Genomic DNA, 18281 nt, shown 5'->3' on the forward strand with positions numbered 1-18281 from the left:
TTCAGTTCTCCGACCGCAATCGGAACCGCTGGATCTTGCCCGTGGCTGTTTTCGGCAGGTTGTCCAGGAACTTTACCGATCGCGGATATTTGTAAGGCGCGATCGTCGCCTTCACATGATCCTGCAGACGCTTGATCGTTGCGTCGTCTGCCGACACGCCAGATATCAGAACGACATAGGCTTCGACAATCTGGCCGCGTTCCTGATCGGGCGCACCGACGACGGCGCATTCTGCGACCTCCGGGTGGGAAATCAGGGCGGCTTCGACCTCGGGGCCGGCGATGTTGTAGCCGGCGGTGATGATCATGTCGTCCGAACGGGCGGCGAAATGGAAGAAGCCGTCCTCGTCCTGATAGAAGGCATCGCCGGTCAGGTTCCAGCCGTCGCGCACATAGTCGCGCTGTCGGCTGTCGGCCATGTAGCGGCAGCCGGTCGGGCCACGCACCGCAAGCCTGCCGATCGTGCCGCGGGGGACTTCCTGCATGTCGTCATCGACGATCCGCGCTTCGTAGCCGCCGACCGGCTTTCCGGTCGAGGCGGGCTTGCGGTCCTCGAAGCGGTTGGAAATGAAGATATGCAGCATCTCGGTCGCGCCGATCCCGTCGAGGATCGGCTTGCCGGTCTTGGCCGTCCACTCCTCGAAGACCGGACCGGGCAGGGTCTCGCCCGCCGAGATCGCGACGCGCAGTGATGAAAGATCGGCGCCGTTATCCATCGCCTTCATCATTGCCCGATAGGCGGTGGGGGCGGTAAACGAGATCGTCGCTTTGTACTTCTCGATGATCTCCACCATGTTGGCCGGCGTCGCATGCTCGAGCAGTGTCGCTGCGGCTCCAAAGCGCAAGGGGAAGATCGCAAGGCCGCCAAGGCCAAAGGTGAATGCGAGCGGCGGCGAGCCGACGAAGATATCGTCGGGCGTGACCCCGAGCACTTCGCGGGCATAGCCGTCGGCGATCGCCAGGAGATCGCGGTGAAAGTGCATGGTCGCCTTCGGAATCCCCGTCGTGCCAGAGGTGAAACCGAGCAACGCCACATCGTCGCGACCGGTATGCACCGCCTCGAAGACCACTGATTTGTCGAGCGCAATGCGGTCGAGTTCGGCGTCGTGGTTCGCGGTCCCGTCGAAACTCACGACCTGCTTCAGGAAGCGGCTGTCCTTGGCGCAGACGATCATTTCTTCCATCAGTCGCGTGTCGCAAAGTGCCAGGCTGACTTCGGCCTTGTCGACGATCTTGGCGAGTTCCCCGGCCCGGAGCATCGGCATGGTGTTGACGACGACGGCGCCGGCCTTGGTGGCTGCCAGCCAGCAGGCGACCATGGCCGGATTGTTGGCGGAGCGGATGAGCACGCGGTGCCCGGGCTTCACACCGTAATTCTCAACCAGCGCGTGGGCGAGACGGTTGGTCCAGTCGGACAGTTCCTTGTAAGTCCGGCGGCGGCCATTGCCGATCAACGCGGTATGATCGCCGAAACCCTTGGCAACCATGGCGTCCGTCAATTCGACGGCGGCGTTGAGGTGATCCGGGTAGTCAAAACCTTCGAGAAGAAACTCCGGCCATTCTTCCTGTGGCGGAAGATGGTCACGGGTGAACGTATCGACGTGCGAAGTCGGTCCAAGCATGTGGCGGCTGTTCCCTAATTTCGTTCGTGCCTGTTGCCCAGGCATTGTTCAAAGCCGGCTGAAAGTCTTGCGGTGGTTCAAAGCCCTGGTCTGCGGACAAGCGGCAAGCGTCGCGGCACTATTCAAAGTGACACGGGCCGTCGGCGACGCGACTCCAGTTATGGCGATAGGCACAGCGAGACCTCCACTTCTCGGCTGAACATGGGGCAGCATCGCACCAGTCCAAAATTATTTCAAGCCTAAAGTTTTTTCGATTGCCGGCATTGCCTTTCCCGGTGGGGCAGGCGATTGCTATCTGTGAGGAGACATCAAAGGGAGGATGAAATCGATGCTGGAACACCGCATTTCCGACTGGGACGACGCCTATGCGAACGGCTCGAACATCGCGCGCGGCGATCGCTGGCCGGAAGCCTGGGTCAAACCGGCCGAGGCGTTCCGCAACGCCCTCTTGAGCGCCGGACGCGCCAAACTCGACCTTGCTTATGGCGATCGGCCGAGGAACCGCATGGATCTCTTTCTTCCCGACGGTTCGCCCAAGGGCATGGTGGTCTTCGTCCACGGCGGGTACTGGCTACAGCTCGACAAGAGCTTCTGGTCGCACCTGGCGGCCGGAGCAGTGGAGCGCGGCTATGCCGTCGCGATGCCGTCCTACACCCTCTGCCCAAAGATTCGCATTGCCGGGATCGTCGACGAGGTCGCCGCCGCTATCAGCGAGGCATCGAAACGCGTCGAGGGTCCCTTGATGCTGACCGGCCATTCGGCCGGCGGCCACCTCGTCAGCCGAATGATCACGACGACCGCGCCGCTTTCGCCTGATGTCCAGGGCCGGATCCGCAACGTCGTCTCGATCTCCGGCGTGCATGACCTGCGCCCGATCATGTCGACGGCCATGAACGAGAAGCTCGCGATCGACGAGGCCGAGGCACTTTCACAGAGCCCGGCACTGCTGCGGCCGATGCCAGACGCCCGCATCACCTGCTGGGTCGGAGGCGGCGAGCGTGCGGAGTTCCTGCGTCAGAACGCGCTTCTTGCCAATATCTGGACCGGATTGGGTGCAACGACGGCTGCTGTTGCGGAGCCGGACCGGCACCACTTCAACGTCGTCGACGGCCTTGCCGACGCCAAGCATCCCCTGGTGCGGACGTTGCTGTTGGGCGTGTGAACGTCGGGCTGGGTCGCTCCCGTATTCCCTTGATCTGCGCCATATCTCGGTGTTTGTATCGCTACTATATCCGTCAAAACTGACTAGAGTGCTCCTCCCGGTCTCGCCGGAAGCGAGCGACGCAAAATGAAGGCAAGCATGGAGACGCCGTCGACCGTCATCGATCTCGCTTCGATCGTCCAAACCTCGCTGGCGCCCGTCTTTCTTCTCGCCGGCACTGCCGGCTTCGTCAGTGTCTATGCCTCCCGGCTTGGCAGGGTGTCCGATCGCGTCAACGAGATCGGGGAGAAATACGAGCAGAACGACGCGCGGCGGATGCAGCTTGACTATCTGCGCCGGCGGACGCTGGCGCTGGAGATCGCCGTTGCGCTGGGGACTTTCGCGGCGATCTGCACGGGCTGCGCCATTCTCAATCTGCTCGCCGGCGCGCTTGCCTTCGGGTTTCGCGAGGAGAACCTTTTCTGGTTTTTCGGCGGCGCGATCGTCTCGCTCATCGGGTCGCTGTTGGCCTTCCTGCTCGAGATGCTGATCGCCGGGCGGAACATGCTGCGCCAGATGCGCATGGATCAGGCAGCGTCGGGCGGCGACTGATGCCGGTGCCGCCGTCAGCTTTCAGGCGAATTCAACCGTCGCCTGCGCCTCGTTGACTACGTACTCGATCTTGGCGACCGGCATCGGTCCCGGTTCTTCGCACACATTTTGGCGATCGGCTTGCCCATCTCCATCGTATCGAGCACCGCCAGGATGTCACGGCTCTCGGCGATCAATTCGGAAAAACGGATGAGGACGTCTGTCCGCCGCCGAAGCGGAATGCGCGACCAGACATCCTATCGAAACCGCGTGGCCGCGATATCGCAGGCGACCTCGATGTCGGCGGCGTTGCCATGGCGCGATCGATCTTCAGGGGCGTCTAACCTGGCACTCGCCGGGGATCGCTTTCGATCGCGATTTGATCGCGGCCGTTAGAGCAAGCGCGAGAGAGCGTCAACTCTCCCATCGCGACATCGTTTCCGGTGCCGGCCATGACGCGTTCAATCTGACGCGCCGGGTCCGGCGCGAACGGGTGGGGAAGAAGTAGTCGGTCCGGGACCGGGAGAAAGTGTGGGACCGGAGCCGTCGGGTGAGCCGTAAAGCTGCCGTGGAATGGTCAGCAAATGGCCCCGATACGGCCGCATCGAGCCCATTCCAACGTTCCATCGTCGCGGCGCATTCGGTATCCGGCCGACCTTAGGGGCGATTGAAAGTCAGTGTCGCTCCTGATCACGTCATGCGCATCAGAGAGGAATGAATATGATCACCGGTTACAAACCCGTCGCGTCGCTCGCGGCGGCAGTCTTTAGCTTCATGGTCGTCAGTCCCGCATCCGCCCTTGAGATCGCTCAGGCTGAAACGACCCAGCCGACGCAGGGCCAGGCTGGCAACAAGGGCCCGGACGCTGCGATCAGCGACCAGAAAATCGAAGCCTTCGCGGTTGCCTATCTTCAGGTCGACAAGGTCAGGCAGGAATATTCCGCCAAGATAGAAGCAACGTCGGATGCAACGGCGAAGAAGGACCTGGAGTCCGAAGCCAGCAAGAAAATGGTCGAGGCGGTACAAGCCTCACCGACCATTTCGATCGAAGAGTATTCGGCAATCCTTACAGCTGCACAGAGTGATCCGGCAGTCGCCAAGAAGGTTCAGGCAAAACTCCAAGACACCGCTCCGACACAGCAATAACCGGCTTGGACGCAACCAGTTTGACAGAGACAAATGGGTAGCCCGCACCAGGTGCGGGCTACCCGCTACGAAATGGATCTTCGCCGATCTGCCTGACCAAGGTCCAGCGCTTCAAGATCGCCTGATTATCCTCCTCCGCTTCCCTGTTGTCCTTTGACTATCACTACGACCAGTTCGCGATCTATCTCGCTGAAACCGGCAATGAGCGCGCCAGTTCGGGCGCCTGGCAAGAATTCCGGCGAGTGCTGTAGTCTCGCGCTCGAGCACTTCTGGCGTAATTCCGATGCATCGTCCTTCGAGGCTCAGAGACATCGCCATCGATCAGGATGCTGAGTCTGTCACGGTCGGGATCCGCAGCGCATCAGCCAGGATGGAGGCTTTTCTGAGCCTTGCCGGACGTTTCGGCCAGCTGCGTCTTCTCCGCATTGAGTATCCAATCCCGGAAGGTCGCAATCTTTGGATTGTTCTGGGCATGCTCGGGACACACCAGGTAATAGGCAAACTCGTCTATCAAAGCTGCGTCCAGGAGCTTCACCAACTCACCGCTGGCGAGTTCCGCTGCAATCATTGCAGCGGGCAGCAACCCTGCGCCATGGCCAGACAGGATCGCCTTCAAAATAAGGCTGCTATCGTCAAACGACGGACCGCGGGGAGAACGGAACTCTTCCACGCCATTTGCCTGGAACCAAAGGCTCCATCCCTTGCGGTCGGCATCATGGACATGCGGCCAGCGGATGAGATCGTCCGCGCATCGAGGGACGCCGAGGCGATCGACGAGATCAGGAGCTGCCACGGCGACCATCTCGACGGTTACGACGCGGTCGCTGCGCAAGCCCGGATAACGGCCGGCACCATGACGCACCGCGACATCGACGCTGCCGCGGGAGAAATCGGCAAGGGTGCTGCTTGCGACGATTTGAAGATCGATTTCGGGGCTGATCTCCTGGAAGGAATGCATGCGCGGCAGGAGCCATGCCGATGCGAAGAATGGCGTGACGCTGACTGTCAGCATGCCGCTGTCGTTGGAGGCCATGACGCGTCGCGAGGCTTCGGCAATCTGGCGAAAGGCATTGCGGACCGCTGGCAGATAGTCCTGGCCCGCATCGGTCAAATAGATGCCGCGTGTCACTCGTTCGAACAGCTTCACCCCAAGATGTGTCTCGAGCGATTTCAGCATCTGGCTGACAGCGCCCGGAGTGACGCAAAGCTCGTCGGCCGCCATCTTGACCGAGAGATGGCGGGCGGCCGCCTCGAAAGCCTTCAGGGCATTGAGCGGGGGAAGGTGGCGGCTCATGATTTAGATCTTCTAAGTTATAGGGATGATTAAATCTGGTTTGTCGGCCGAGTATGACGTGCTTTATCACATTAAGCTGTGCTTGTCTCGCTCCTCACGAGGAACAGGAGGCGCGATTGAAGATAGTAGATGTTCTAATGCATGTCGCTCACCGCAGTCGGGAAAAATTGAATGACGATAGTTTCGGATGATTTCACTTTGCTCAGCCTCACGGAGATCGGAGACAGAATCAAAAGAGGGAGCATTTCCTCGCTGGCGATCACCGAGGCGCAGCTTCGGCGCATCGCGCGACTGGAACCGGACCTCCACGCCTATGCGCAGGTGATGGACAAAAGCGCGCTGGAACAGGCGAAGGTGGCGGATGAGGAAATCGCCGCTGGACGTCATCGCGGCCCGCTGCACGGCGTTCCGATCGCCGTCAAAGACCTGTGCTGGATCGAAGGCGTGCCAACCAGGGCTGGCACACTCGTCCATGGCAATTTTGTTCCGGACGAAGACGCCACTGTCGTCAGACGCCTCAGGCAAGCAGGCGCGATCATTATCGGCAAGACGCAAATGACCGAGGGAGCGTATTCGGACTACCATCCGGCAATAACCCCGTCTGTCAATCCGTGGAGCGCGGACTACTGGACCGGGATTTCCTCGAGCGGTTCAGCTGTCGCGGCGGCAGCGGGCCTTTGTTTCGGTGCGATCGCGTCCGACACCGGCGGCTCGATCCGCTGGCCGGCGGCCGCAAATGGTGTCACGGGCCTCAAACCGACATGGGGGCGCGTCAGCCGGCACGGCGTTTTCGATCTCGCTCCCTCCCTCGACCACCTCGGTACGATTGCGCGAAGCGCCATGGATGCGGGGATCATTCTTGCCGCCATCGCGGGAAGTGATCCGAAGGACCCAACGGCGGCGGCGCAACCGGTGCCGGATTTCGCTTATGCTTCGCGAAGCGGGGTCGGCGGTCTGCGGATAGGCTTTGATCCAGGGTGGAACAGCGAGGACGTGGAGCCTCAGACACAGGCCGCACTCGCCGCTGCCTCGGACGTTTTTTCCGATCTTGGCGCGCACATGGTCGAGATCAGGTTCCCGGACGTGAGCCAGGCCGTTGCCGATTGGGTGCCGAACTGCGCCGTGGAGGCGGCAGCCGTTCACGCGCGAGACTTTGCTGCGAACAAAGACTTGTACGGGCCTATCCTTGCCGGCGTCATTGAAAAGGGCAAAGCCGTCTCGGAGGCGGAGTATCAGCAGATCCTTCTGCGACGCGCGATTTTCCGCCGTGACGTCGAAGCCTTGTTTGCATCCGTCGACCTGATTTTGACCCCGGTTCAGCCGTTCGCTCCCCTGACGCTCGCTGCCATCGCGACACTTGGTGAGCAGCCGGATCTGATCGCTAGGCTGCAGCGCTATACCTGCCCCCTCGATATGAGCGGCCATCCGGCACTGACTTTCCCTGCAGGTGTCGCAAAGGACGAGATGCCGATCGGCCTTCAATTGCTGGCTGGTCAGTTCCAGGAACTGACCCTTGTGCGCGCCGGAGCGGCATTCCAGGGGCATACGGCTTGGCACCAGAGACACCCGGGAAAAGGGTGACGGAGGCGAACGATCATGAACGCTCACTGCCAGCGCCAAGGCATCTTCTACGGATGGGTCGTCGTCGCCGCGACGTTTACGCTGACATTCGTAGGTTTTGGTAGCGCCTATACCTTCAGCGCCTTCATCGAGGTATTGCAGCAGGATCTCGGGGCATCTCGTGGCTCCGTTTCGCTTGTTTTTTCTTTGGCAGGGTTTTTGTACTTCGCCCTGGGCGTGATTTCCGGTCCCCTTGCGGATCGGTTCGGAGCAAGATCGCTTTGCCTTGTCGGCATGGTGCTTGTCGGCTTCGGCCTTGCCTTGGCGGGCCAGGCGCGCACCATCGCCGAGGTCTATGCCGCCTATGGGCTCGGAATAGGTCTGGGCGTGGGATGTGCCTATGTGCCGGCCCTTGGGGCCGTTCAGCGCTGGTTCGTCGCGCGACGTGGCCTGGCATCGGGTCTTGCGGTCAGCGGTATCGGCTTGGGCACGCTTGTCATGCCGCCGCTGGCGACTTGGTTGATCGCCGCTTTGGGCTGGAGAGAGGCCTATCTGGTGCTCGGTGGAGCGGCCGCGGCCTTCGGCATAGGCGCCGCATTGCTGCTCGAAAACGATCCGGGGCGACGTGGTCTTCGGCCGGACGGAGTCTTCGTCGAACCGGGCGTCGTGAATTCGGCGGCAAAGGAGGGCGTTTCGGTCAAGGATGCGATACGGACTCGGCAATTTGTCGGCATGTATGTCGCATGCCTGTTGAGTGCAGTCGGCGTGTTCGTTCCCTTTGTTCATCTCGTCCCGTTTGCAGTCGATCACCAGATCGCTCCGACGGTCGCCGTCCTCCTCCTGAGCGCGATCGGCGTTGGGAGCACTGCGGGGCGCTTCTGCCTTGGGGGGCTTGCCGATCGTTTGGGTCGCGACACTTTCCTGGCGGCAATGTACGCGGGCATCGCCGTGTCGCTTGCGGTTTGGGCCTCTGCGACCGGGCTTTTGGCCCTTGTTGCCTTCGCTCTGTTGTTCGGATTGTTCTACGGTGGCTGGGTCGCGGTGCTGCCGGCCGTGGTTGCCGATCATTTCGGCCGCCGCAATGTGGGCGGGATCATCGGGCTTCTTTACACGAGCGTCGCAATCGGCACGCTGATCGGCCCGAGCCTCGCCGGCTTTATCTACGACGCCAGCCACAGTTACTTCCCGGCCATTGCGATCAGCGGAGGCGCCAACGCGGTGGCCGCGCTTGTGGCGATCGTGACCATCGGTCTCAAATCAAGAACGGCCGCGGAAGGGCTTTGAACTGGCGGTGCAGTTTTTTCGTCCGTTTCGCAATTGCATATCGCTGCCATGCGTTCGCATTGCTTGCGATAAATTGCTAACGATACAACCAATGAGATATGGTCGAGGGTGAGGGAACGAATGCCGTTCCATCCCTTGCGCGTTTCGCTTGCCGTCACGCATGGCCCCAATCGAAGCCGGCCGAAGAATGGGCCTCGATACTTTGTGAGGGGGCGGTTGCGCAGGTGCCAGGAGCACGAGCCCAACACCCCCCTTTAGCGGGCGCAGTATTTCAGCCAGCCCGTCGGCCATGGACTTCGTCTCGGTGTCGGTCTTATCCGGGCCGTCATCGCGAAGAATAGCGGCTACAGAATCAGACGTGCGGCCAGGGCCTGCCGGGTGGGATTGCAAAGGACGAACGCAGTGAAGGATCTATCCCTAGAGCCAATCGCGACCGCCTCCGTTGAGAGGGAAGTCGACGCCACTCGTGGGGGTACCGATGCGATGCCCCTTCAGAGGATCGTTGCGGAACTTGGCTTGCCATCCGAGCCTCCGGCTGTCCTGATCGGCTCGGGGCAGAACTCGGTGGCCTACGAGCTTGACGGCAGGATCCTTCGATTGCCGCGTCATTGCGGCGCTGAACGCGACCTGGTGCGCGAAGCCGCGGCGCTTCGCGCGGTGCGGCCGCTTCTCCCGGTGCCGGTACCTGATCTTGAGGTGCGCCGCATCGACGGCCAATTCGTCTCGCTGCACGCCAAGATCTTGGGCGAACCGCTTTCGGACCTGACCGGCCTGAGGATAGGCGCACAGAGGGTTTTGGCCGCGGATCTTGCCGCCTTTCTAAAGGCTCTGCATTCGCTCCCCATCGACAGCGTGGAGGCCGAGCCTGCCGAGGCGTCTTCATCCGAGTGGAATGGCCTTTTGGCGCAATGCGAAGCGGTGGCCTTTCCTCTGCTTTCGCCTGATGTCGTCACCGGTCTGCGGAAGCGCTTTTCCGACTTTTTGGCGACCTGCAACGCGCTTCCGCAGTGCCTTATTCACGGGGATTTTGGGACCGGAAACATTCTCGTCGATCGCGGCAGACTTTCAGGCGTCATCGATTTCTCCGGCTGCGGCCCCGGCGACCCAGCTTACGATTTTGCGAGCCTCGCGGCAGGGCTTGGTGACCCGTTCGTCGACCTGGTGCTCGCGCACTTTTCCCCAGACACGGCGGCAAGGGATCGTATGGGTTTTTATCGAATGACCTTTCCGCTTCTCGACATTCTGTACGGCGTCGAAAACCGCGACCCGGAGACAGTCCGCGCGGGCGTGCACGCCTTTGCGGCGTAGTCCGCTCATCCTCTCACCGGGATTTGCTTCGGCCCACCTCATCCGAACGCGGTTCGATGTCCGCCATTGGGCGCGATGTGGACTTCGCGCCTCGGTTTACAGCATCGAAAAAAGCCGTTCGGCTCTCGTTTTTTTGCGCAATCGGGGAACAGCGGGCCAAGCCTATTCGTTGAGTGAGACGGGAGAATGTGTCGGAACGAGGAGGGGTTCGCGAAGCAATGTCGGGTGAGCCATCAAATCGCCCCGGTGCGTATATTTCGTTTCCCTACGACCGAACCATGCTGGGAGAGTTTCGACGGGCTTTTCCCCGGGCCAGATGGAGCGACGATAGGCGCAATTGGTTTATTCCGGGCAAGACCGCCGACCGCCGGTTTACCAGATGGATGGACGGCCAATTGTCGGAACGAGATCCGTTCGGTGAATCAAAGGGCAGGGACGCTTACGACTTCGATCCCATCGGCAGCCCGTATCTGGTGGCAGGCGATGACCTTTGCCTGCGGACACCTTTCTCCCGCACCATCGTTGAGGAATTGCGACAGGTGCCGTGGGCGCATTGGGATGACAATTCCAGGACGTGGCATGTTCCGTTCCGCTCCTACGAGGAATTGCGGAAACGGTGGCCTGTGATCGAAGCGGCCGCCCGCCGCAATGAACCGGATGCACGAAAGCAACGCCGACTTGCGTCGCGGGGGTCCGCCGAGGAACTGGAAGCGAGAAGTCGCAGCGTCGAACGAAGAAGACGACGATACCCTGTTCCTACGGCTTTTCCACCGCGGCTCGGGCGCGCCGTCTCCACTGAAACCTACGGCGTCATAATATTCATCGGGATTTCACAGGAGATTGTCCCTCGAACCTTCTCCTGCTCGTATCCATTCATGAACAATAGCCTGATGGAGTTTGTCTGGGCCTCCTGGCGGCCCGCAACACTGTCGGAATTGATCTCTGTATGGCCGGCACGCACCGGTCCCGATCATCGCAGCGGCTGGTGGCTTCCAGATCTGGAGGAATTGCGGGTTTCCAGGAAACAGGCCCGAACTCAAGAGCGCCGGCGCGCGGCATCCCGTTCTCATCGGGCGATTGCCGACGCGGGACGACCAAATGCACATTGATCGCTTTTGAAACAGGCAAAAGGTCATTCTCTGCTGACACGCCACACGACATTGCCGACATCGTCGGCAACCAGCAAACTACCCGTCTTATCGATTGCCACGCCGGCCGGGCGCCCCATGGCGCTGCCGCCTTTGCCGACGAACCCGGTGAGGACATCTTTTGGCCGGCCGCTGGGCTTGCCATTCAAAAACGGGACGAAGATGACCTTGTAGCCGCTGGGTACGCTTCGGTTCCAGGAGCCATGCTGTCCAACGAATGCGCCGTTCGAATAGGTGGGGCCGAGCGACGAGCCCCTCGAGAACACCAGTCCCAATGATGCCGTGTGGGCGCCCAGCGCGTAGTCGGGCTTGATGGCCCTTGCGACGAGGTCAGGACGCTGCGGCCTGACGCGGGTGTCGACGTTCTGGCCGAAGTAGCTGTAGGGCCAGCCATAGAAGGCGCCATCGCGCACGGATGTCATGTAGTCCGGGACGAGATCGTCACCGAGTTCGTCGCGTTCGTTGACCGCGACCCACAGCTTTCCATTCTGAGGGTTCCAGGAGAGCCCGTTGGGATTGCGCAGGCCCGAGGCGAAGGGGCGCATGTGGCCGCTTGCCTTGTCGATCTCGAGCACGGCTGCACGGTGCCGTTCGACGGCCATGCCGTTTTCGGCAACATTGCTGTTGGAGCCGACCGTAACGTAGAGCTTGCGGCCGTCCGGGCTTGCGATCACATCCTTGGTCCAATGGTGATTGAGATCGCCGGCCGGTAGATCCGCGATCTTTTGCGGCGGCGCCGTGATCCGGGTCTGTCCGTTCGAATAGGGGAAGGCGACGAGACCGTCGGTGTTGGCGACATAGAGCTTGCCCCGCGACAGCGTCATGCCGAAAGGCGAGTTGAGACCTTCGGCGAACGTGGTCCGCAGGTCGGCCACCCCGTCGCCATCGGTGTCGCGAAGCAGCGTGATCCTGTTTGCGCTTGGTGTGGCGGCGCCAGCGCGCTTCATGGCCGCGCTCATGAAGACCTTCTTCAGGCTGAAGCCCTCGTCGTGTTTGGCCGGAGCATTGCTTTCGGCCACCAGAACGTCACCGTTGGGAAGGACGCGCAGCCAGCGCGGATGGTCAAAATTCGTCGCAAAGGCGTTGACCTTCAATCCTTTGGCAGCGAGTGGATGTTCTCCGCCCCGCCACCCGGTCGCATCGGCGATGTTGACCGTCGGGATCACGGTTGGGCGTGGTTTTGGCAGAACCGGATCCGAACCGTATCCAACCTTGCCGGTGTTGCTCGCTGTCTGCCTGGCTGAGACGTTGGCGCAACCCGCCAGTAAAGCTGCGGTTAGGAGGATGACGACTGCCGCACACGGGAAACGGTTTTGCATTGGAAGGCCTCCGCAGGGATTGGCCCATCTCATCGTGAGACGCAACGGCGCCTCGCAACATTCCAACCACAAAACAGCAAGGGTTGCGACTTGTTCCCGGCGGTAGGAACGTTTGAAGAACTTTCCCCTGTCACAATGCCTGTAAGCGGCCTATAAGACACGAACGGTTCAGCGAGCTGGAAGTGCAGATCTCCCTCTTCATGGCGGCAGGGTTCCCCCGTGGCTCGGCGATCGCATGACGAAGCTCGGGACGATCATCGCCGAAGCCATCGTCATCGAATACGGCCGTGACGAGTTTCTGCGCCGTCTGGCCCATCCTTTCTGGTTCCAGTCCTTCGGCTGCGTCATGGGCATGGATTGGCACTCATCCGGCATCACCACCAGCGTCATCGGCGCTCTCAAGCGCGGTCTCGCTCCTCGTTCGCGGGATCTCGGGATAAGCGTCTGCGGCGGTCGCGGACGACATTCGCGGCAGACGCCAGACGAACTGATCGCCATCGGCAACCGCGTCGGCATCGATGGTGCCGGCCTTGCGGCCACCAGCCGGCTTGTTGCAAAGGTCGATAGTGCCGCGGTCCAGGACGGCTTCGACCTTTACCTGCACGGTTTCATCGTCGCTGACGATGGCAAATGGGTGGTGGTACAGCAAGGCATGAACGGCGATAAACGCCAGGCCCGGCGCTATCATTGGTTGTCGGAGGGCGTTTCCAGCTTCGTCGACTCTCCCCATGCGGCGATCGAGGGAAAAGGTCAGGGGGAAATCGTCAATCTCGCAGACAGACGGGCTGCCGCATCACGCCACGGGCAGCTTGAGCTTTTGGCATCGCTTGGGCCTGACCGAATTGTCCGGGAAGTCGTCGCTATGGATCCGAAGGTTAAACCGAAGGAGGCCGATCAGCCGTTGCTCCCACATCTCGTGATGCCGGCACATCACGACGTACGGGAGGAAAACGTCAACATGCGACGGCTGCATGCGACACTTTCTGCGGCTGCCGATCGCGGGCCGGAAGATTTCGAGCAGCTTTTGATGGTTCCGGGCGTCGGTGCCCGCACGGTCAACGCGCTCGCGATGGTGGCTGAAGTCGTTCATGGCGCGCCTTGCCGTTTCGCCGATCCGGCCCGGTTTTCGCTTGCGCACGGCGGCAAGGACCGCCATCCGTTTCCCGTGCCCCTCAAGGTGTACGACCACACGATCGCGGTCATGCGATCGGCCGTGACGAAAGCGCGGCTCGGACTTGGCGAGGAACTGGAGGCGCTGAAGCGTCTTGACGACCAGGCACGGCAGCTCGAAAGATACGCCACCGGCCCGGACCTCAAGGAAATTGTTGCCGGAGAGTTTCGCCACTCGCCCGAATGGGGCGGTCGCAGTGTGTTTGGATGGGAGGAGACTGGCGGATCGGCCGAGCAGAGGTCGCTGGAACCGACGCCGTCGAACGCTCACCGTCAGGCACGCTAGAAAATCGAGTGGCCGGCGCTGGTTCAGCGAGATGAGCTTCAGTCGAGGGGCGGGAGCGAGATATTCCTTGGGGAAGGATGCCTTAGCCGATCTTCTCTCCCACCTCCAATAGATAAGCGTCATAGCCGAACAACAAATCCTGGCTCAGGTCCTTGCCGTCGAACCGCGCTATAAAGTCGTCAAGGTCGGCCTGACGCGAGAAGCCCATCGCCATGGCAGACATGCTTTCGATGTCGCCCTCTTCGTCCTCGTAGGTCGCGCTCATCTCCAGGACACCCAACCGATCGAAGTTCGCTTGCATGTGGAATGAAAGCCAGACCAGGTATTCCAGCGGGTAGCCGGGATTCCTCCCGTATGTCACCACAAAGGGATAAGCTGAACGGAACCGGCTGGCCAGAACTTCGCCATCGGTGGCAAAGACGAGCAGATCGCTATCCTCATCGAGGTTGTGAAGTTCGATTGTCAAATCATGCTTGCGCAACGCAACGTAGCCGCCAAGTTGGTCCCACGGCAAGGAAGTCAAGATGATCTCGCGCCATCGAGTGATGGCGACATCGAGATCGGTGCGGACCAAGAACATGAAGAAACCCTACAGCGTCACGACACAATCAAGAGCTTTCAGCCTTGCATAGTGCACGCTGTAGTCAATAGATATTAGCGGCGCCTAAATTCATGGTAACGAGGGAGTTATCGTGATTTGAGAGGCGCCGGCGAACATCAGCTTCGCCGGCTGGCGGATCTATCGCCAGTATCCCCGCCCGGTATCGACCGATGACCGTCCCACGACGTAGCCGATGGTAAAGGCGAGGGCGCCGATCAGCAATCCGAGAGTGGTCGCGGTGTGAGGATGATCTGCTGCGGCAGTCGCGACAGCGCTCGTCTCTCTCTTCACTGCTTCGGTGGCTGTCTGCGCAGCTTTGCGAACGCCAGCGAGAGGTTCTTCGGGTGTGCCGGTAAAGTCGGCTTTTAGATCGTCGTCTTTGGCCATCGCCTTCTTCTCCTATCGCGTATGCAGGAGAAACCGAGGACAGCGCCATCGGTTCCGAATCCTTGGAAAGATCTTTTTTAAAGCACCAATTTGCTAGCGACCTTGTGCCCAGAGTTCTTCGGCAAAGTCCTAGTGGGTCGACAGGATCCGGTTGTTCAACGCTCCTTGATACGTCTTCCTGGTCGCAATTTTGTTCTCCAGCGACTCGAGGATGTCCTCGCAGAAGTCGACGTCGTAGAGTTCACGAATGGTCTGGAGACCACCGGGCGTGAACACGTTTATCTCAAGCAGCTTGTCGCCGACGATGTCGAGGCCGACCAGGAACATGCCATCTTCGACAAGCTTCGGGCGTAAGGTCTCGGCGATCGCCAGCATTTCCTTTGTCACATGCGCCCGTTTTGGCGTCCCACGCGCGTGAATATTGGAGCGCACGTCTCCCTTCGCGGGAACGCGCCTGAACGCAGCGTAGACGTCGCCGCGCTGCAAGGGTCGCCCGTTCATGAGAAACAATCTGGTATCTCCTTCCGACGCCTTCGGAAGGTAACATTGCGCAATGAGATAGCCGACCTCACCCACCGCATCGATGATTTGATTGAGGTTGGATTCGGTGCTGCTTCCGACCCGAAAAACGTTCTTGCCGCCAGATCCCTGTAGCGGTTTGATGATTACGCCGTCTGAATGATCGTCGATAAACGCCCTGATCTCCTCGATGTCCTTGGAAATCAAAGTGGTCGGACGAACGATGGCCGGGAAATCCTGGAAGTAAAGCTTGTCTTGCGCCAAGGCCAGACCACATGGGTCGTTGACGACGATCGTGCCTCTTTCTGCGGCAAGCCGACCAAAATTTGCACCCGCATGCGCGGCCCAGGGGCGAGTATCGGCATCCAGCGACGGATCGTTCCGTAAGAACAGAACATCCACCTCTTCAACATTGACAAGGGCTCTTTGCTGTTCGGGCGCGATCAAAGCGCGTAGCAGAGTTTCGGACTTCTTGGGGCGTGCGTCGCCAAGATGTGCCGCCCGGATCATCAATGCGTCGTCGGCCCCAAGTATGAAGTCACCCGGCGTGATGTAGAGGACCTCATGGCCACGAGCAAGCGCAGCAAGCGCCAAGGATGTTGTCGTATAGGACGGCCTTTCGGTTTCGATCGCGTTGACAAGGAAGGCGATGCGCATGGGGGCTCCTGGCTTAAGACAAGTGTGCAACCGGCCACATCCGGTACAATGGCCCCGAAGGCGACTTTAGGGGCCCGAAGCGTGTGGGGCTCGCGTTAGACCCAACCTGAAGACGACATGAAGGATCCGTTGCATTAACGCTCCTCGCTGCTACTGGTTCCTGTCAGTCTTGATTGTCTCCGCAGATGCGCCCTAACCCGATGGCCAGGGTTCCAGCTAGGTGATGTCTCTAATGTTCGGACCGGAGGGTCTGGCAAGTCTCGGACGAGGATTAAGTGCGGGCTCAGCGTCAATCTCCTGGCTATGTCCGCATGGCACACAGCCGCACTGGGGTGCCTGCACGCGGACACACCGACAGGCAGAGGGCGCTCAAGCTCCCTCTGCCTCTTAAATGGTTCAGCGCTTGTGATGGACGCTTTGCAGACCGTAAACCGGCGTCTGAATACCCTCCAATCGTGCCTTCAGTTGCAGTGACAGGTACTGCGAATAATGGCGCGATTGGTGCAAGTTACCACCATGGAACCACAGGGCATCCTGTTGCGTGGGCTTCCACATGTTGCGCTGCTCGCCCTCCCAGGGGCCGGGGTCCTTCGGCGTATCGGAGCCAAGTCCCCAGACCTTGCCGACCCTGTCGGCTGTCTCCTGGTCGATGAGATCGGCGACCCAGCCATTCATCGAGCCGTAGCCCGTCGCATAGACGATGACGTCGGCCGGGATCTCCTTGCCGTCAGCCAGTTTTATCGAGGTTTCGGTGATCTCTTCCACCTGTCCTGCGGCAAGCTTCACCTTGCCGTCGATGATCAGCTGCGACGCGCCGATATCGATGTAGTATCCGGACCCGCGGCGCAGGTACTTCATGAAGAGACCTGAGCCATCCGCGCCCCAATCGAGTTGGAAGCCCGCCTTTTCCAGCGCCGCGTAGAAATCGGCGTCGCGCTCGCGCATCTTGTCGTAAAGCGGGATCTGGAACTCGTGCATGATCCGGTAGGGAAGCGACGCGAAGATGAGATCCGCCTTGCCCGTCGTTACGCCGTTGGCCAGCGCCTGTTCCGAATAAAGCCCACCGAGGCCGATATCCATCAGCGTGTCGGACTTGACGATATGGGTCGTCGAGCGCTGGATCATCGTGACGTCGACGCCCGCCTCGTACAGCGCGGCACAGATGTCGTGGGCCGAATTGTTGGAACCGATCACAACGACCTTCTTGCCCTTGTAGCCATCCGGCCCCGGGTGCTGCGAGGAATGATGCTGGTCACCAACAAAGCGCTCACGGCCGTTGAAATTCGGAATGTTGGCCTTGCCGGACATGCCGGTCGCAAAGACGAGCTGCTTTGGCCGCAACACCACTTCCTCACCGTCGCGGTCAACGACGATGGTCCATTCCTTCGCGGCTTCGTCCCATTTTGCCGATTTGGCGGTGGAGCGTGTCCAGTAGTTCAGCTCCATCACCTTGGTATAGAATTCCAGCCAGTCGCCAATCTTGTCCTTCGGTGCGAAGACCGGCCAGTTCTTCGGGAAATCGATGTAGGGCAGGTGGTCGTACCAGACGGGGTCATGCAGGCAGAGCGACTTGTAGCGCTTGCGCCAGCTGTCGCCTGGCCGGTCGTTCTTTTCGAGGATGATGGTGGGCACGCCAAGTTGGCGAAGCCGGGCCCCGAGCGCAATGCCGCCCTGTCCGCCGCCGATGATCACGACATAGGGTTGCGTCTCATAGCCGAGCGTGCGCTCCTCGTGCTCGCGCTCCTCCTTCCAGGTTTTCGTGCCGACATTCTGGCCGTGCTTGGCGCCAAGTGGCCGGGTAAAGCCGGATTTCTCCTCGTGGCCCTTGAGTTCGGCCAGTGCCGTCAGCAGCGTCCAGATCAGGCCGTTCTTGATGCGCACGAGGCCGTAGCCGCGTCCCGTCGCAGTCTCGAACGAGATCCAGCTTTCAAGCACGCCATCCGCCTCGGTTGCTTCTTCGCCGGCGGCGACGCGCCAGTTGGAGGGTTTTGCAGAGGCAAGCTGTGCCTGAAGCATGTCGCGCACCTCGTCCCGGCCTTCGACAGTCTTGAGGTTCCAGGTGAAGGCGACGAGGTCGCGCCAGTAGCATTCCTCTGCAAAGAGGTTGACCGCATCGTCGATACGGCCGGTTTCGAGTGCAGCGCCAAGGGCATCAAGCTGTGCCTGAACGCGGGTGGTGGGGGTCTTCTCGAGCATCCTTTATCCTCCTGCTCTGTGATGACAAACGGAACGGCTCCTCAACCGTCCCG

14 protein-coding genes and 1 pseudogene are annotated in these 18281 nt (G+C 60.6%); 8 read left to right on the top strand and 7 right to left on the bottom strand.

Annotation, left to right across the window (positions count from 1 at the left end; all coding sequences use genetic code 11):
- Position 1: 1 nt before the first annotated feature.
- The gene (locus IB262_RS23715; RefSeq protein ID WP_060603501.1) at positions 2-1621 is read right to left on the bottom strand and encodes a benzoate-CoA ligase family protein; all 1620 of its coding nucleotides are present in this window, start codon (positions 1619-1621) and stop codon (positions 2-4) included.
- 328 nt (positions 1622-1949) lie between these two features.
- On the opposite strand from IB262_RS23715, the gene IB262_RS23720 reads away from it, so the two are divergent.
- From IB262_RS23720 to IB262_RS23735, 3 genes are all read left to right on the top strand, one after another.
- A complete protein-coding gene (locus tag IB262_RS23720) occupies positions 1950-2783 on the top strand; it encodes an alpha/beta hydrolase (protein ID WP_192493877.1) in 834 nt (277 codons plus the stop codon).
- Between the two features lie 138 nt (positions 2784-2921).
- Entirely contained in the window at positions 2922-3374 is a 453-nt protein-coding gene (locus IB262_RS23725) for a DUF2721 domain-containing protein (protein WP_060603530.1), read from the top strand.
- 699 nt (positions 3375-4073) lie between these two features.
- Positions 4074-4499: a DUF4168 domain-containing protein gene (locus tag IB262_RS23735; protein ID WP_060517995.1), complete on the top strand. Its 426-nt coding sequence runs from the start codon at positions 4074-4076 to the stop codon at positions 4497-4499.
- A 361-nt stretch (positions 4500-4860) separates the two neighbouring features.
- On the opposite strand, the gene gcvA is transcribed toward IB262_RS23735, so the two are convergent.
- The gene (gcvA, locus tag IB262_RS23740) at positions 4861-5793 is read right to left on the bottom strand and encodes a transcriptional regulator GcvA (protein WP_192493878.1); all 933 of its coding nucleotides are present in this window, start codon (positions 5791-5793) and stop codon (positions 4861-4863) included.
- Between the two features lie 171 nt (positions 5794-5964).
- Here gcvA and IB262_RS23745 point away from each other — a divergent pair, with 171 nt between their 5' ends.
- From IB262_RS23745 to IB262_RS23760, 4 genes are all read left to right on the top strand, one after another.
- Positions 5965-7374: an amidase gene (locus tag IB262_RS23745; protein WP_192493879.1), complete on the top strand. Its 1410-nt coding sequence runs from the start codon at positions 5965-5967 to the stop codon at positions 7372-7374.
- 15 nt (positions 7375-7389) lie between these two features.
- Complete coding sequence (locus IB262_RS23750; protein ID WP_192493880.1) at positions 7390-8637, top strand: MFS transporter; 1248 nt, start codon at positions 7390-7392, stop codon at positions 8635-8637.
- Positions 8638-9153: 516 nt separating this feature from the next.
- Positions 9154-9945 carry a phosphotransferase gene (locus tag IB262_RS23755; protein ID WP_162727338.1) on the top strand — a complete coding sequence of 264 codons (792 nt, stop codon included), beginning with the start codon at positions 9154-9156 and terminating at the stop codon, positions 9943-9945.
- A gap of 218 nt (positions 9946-10163) precedes the next feature.
- The gene (locus IB262_RS23760; protein WP_112985040.1) at positions 10164-11054 is read left to right on the top strand and encodes a hypothetical protein; all 891 of its coding nucleotides are present in this window, start codon (positions 10164-10166) and stop codon (positions 11052-11054) included.
- Between the two features lie 23 nt (positions 11055-11077).
- Here IB262_RS23760 and IB262_RS23765 read toward each other — a convergent pair whose 3' ends face one another.
- Positions 11078-12412 carry a sorbosone dehydrogenase family protein gene (locus tag IB262_RS23765; RefSeq protein WP_112985041.1) on the bottom strand — a complete coding sequence of 445 codons (1335 nt, stop codon included), beginning with the start codon at positions 12410-12412 and terminating at the stop codon, positions 11078-11080.
- 169 nt (positions 12413-12581) lie between these two features.
- On the opposite strand from IB262_RS23765, the pseudogene IB262_RS23770 reads away from it, so the two are divergent.
- Positions 12582-13868: pseudogene (locus IB262_RS23770) on the top strand (DUF763 domain-containing protein); the annotation flags it as partial.
- A gap of 82 nt (positions 13869-13950) precedes the next feature.
- Here the strand turns inward: IB262_RS23770 and IB262_RS23775 are convergent.
- The 4 genes from IB262_RS23775 to IB262_RS23790 form a co-directional block, all read right to left on the bottom strand.
- Positions 13951-14448 carry a hypothetical protein gene (locus IB262_RS23775; RefSeq protein ID WP_034796517.1) on the bottom strand — a complete coding sequence of 166 codons (498 nt, stop codon included), beginning with the start codon at positions 14446-14448 and terminating at the stop codon, positions 13951-13953.
- Between the two features lie 159 nt (positions 14449-14607).
- A complete protein-coding gene (locus IB262_RS23780; RefSeq protein ID WP_060603704.1) occupies positions 14608-14856 on the bottom strand; it encodes a hypothetical protein in 249 nt (82 codons plus the stop codon).
- A 129-nt stretch (positions 14857-14985) separates the two neighbouring features.
- Positions 14986-16032 (bottom strand): glutathione synthetase, encoded by a 1047-nt coding sequence (locus IB262_RS23785; protein WP_060603707.1) that lies wholly within the window; start codon positions 16030-16032, stop codon positions 14986-14988.
- A 396-nt stretch (positions 16033-16428) separates the two neighbouring features.
- Entirely contained in the window at positions 16429-18228 is a 1800-nt protein-coding gene (locus IB262_RS23790; protein WP_029742885.1) for an NAD(P)/FAD-dependent oxidoreductase, read from the bottom strand.
- Positions 18229-18281 lie beyond the last annotated feature (53 nt).

The organism is Ensifer sp. ENS02 (genome assembly GCF_014851885.1).
Taxonomy (GTDB): Bacteria; Pseudomonadota; Alphaproteobacteria; order Rhizobiales; family Rhizobiaceae; genus Ensifer; species Ensifer adhaerens.

Coding starts and splice junctions, on each gene's coding strand:
- IB262_RS23715 (WP_060603501.1), bottom strand. CDS start 1,621: ATGCTTGGACCGACTTCGCACGTCGATACGTTCACCCGTGACCATCTT.
- IB262_RS23720 (WP_192493877.1), top strand. CDS start 1,950: ATGCTGGAACACCGCATTTCCGACTGGGACGACGCCTATGCGAACGGC.
- IB262_RS23725 (WP_060603530.1), top strand. CDS start 2,922: ATGGAGACGCCGTCGACCGTCATCGATCTCGCTTCGATCGTCCAAACC.
- IB262_RS23735 (WP_060517995.1), top strand. CDS start 4,074: ATGATCACCGGTTACAAACCCGTCGCGTCGCTCGCGGCGGCAGTCTTT.
- gcvA (WP_192493878.1), bottom strand. CDS start 5,793: ATGAGCCGCCACCTTCCCCCGCTCAATGCCCTGAAGGCTTTCGAGGCG.
- IB262_RS23745 (WP_192493879.1), top strand. CDS start 5,965: ATGACGATAGTTTCGGATGATTTCACTTTGCTCAGCCTCACGGAGATC.
- IB262_RS23750 (WP_192493880.1), top strand. CDS start 7,390: ATGAACGCTCACTGCCAGCGCCAAGGCATCTTCTACGGATGGGTCGTC.
- IB262_RS23760 (WP_112985040.1), top strand. CDS start 10,164: ATGTCGGGTGAGCCATCAAATCGCCCCGGTGCGTATATTTCGTTTCCC.
- IB262_RS23765 (WP_112985041.1), bottom strand. CDS start 12,412: ATGCAAAACCGTTTCCCGTGTGCGGCAGTCGTCATCCTCCTAACCGCA.
- IB262_RS23775 (WP_034796517.1), bottom strand. CDS start 14,448: ATGTTCTTGGTCCGCACCGATCTCGATGTCGCCATCACTCGATGGCGC.
- IB262_RS23780 (WP_060603704.1), bottom strand. CDS start 14,856: ATGGCCAAAGACGACGATCTAAAAGCCGACTTTACCGGCACACCCGAA.
- IB262_RS23785 (WP_060603707.1), bottom strand. CDS start 16,032: ATGCGCATCGCCTTCCTTGTCAACGCGATCGAAACCGAAAGGCCGTCC.
- IB262_RS23790 (WP_029742885.1), bottom strand. CDS start 18,228: ATGCTCGAGAAGACCCCCACCACCCGCGTTCAGGCACAGCTTGATGCC.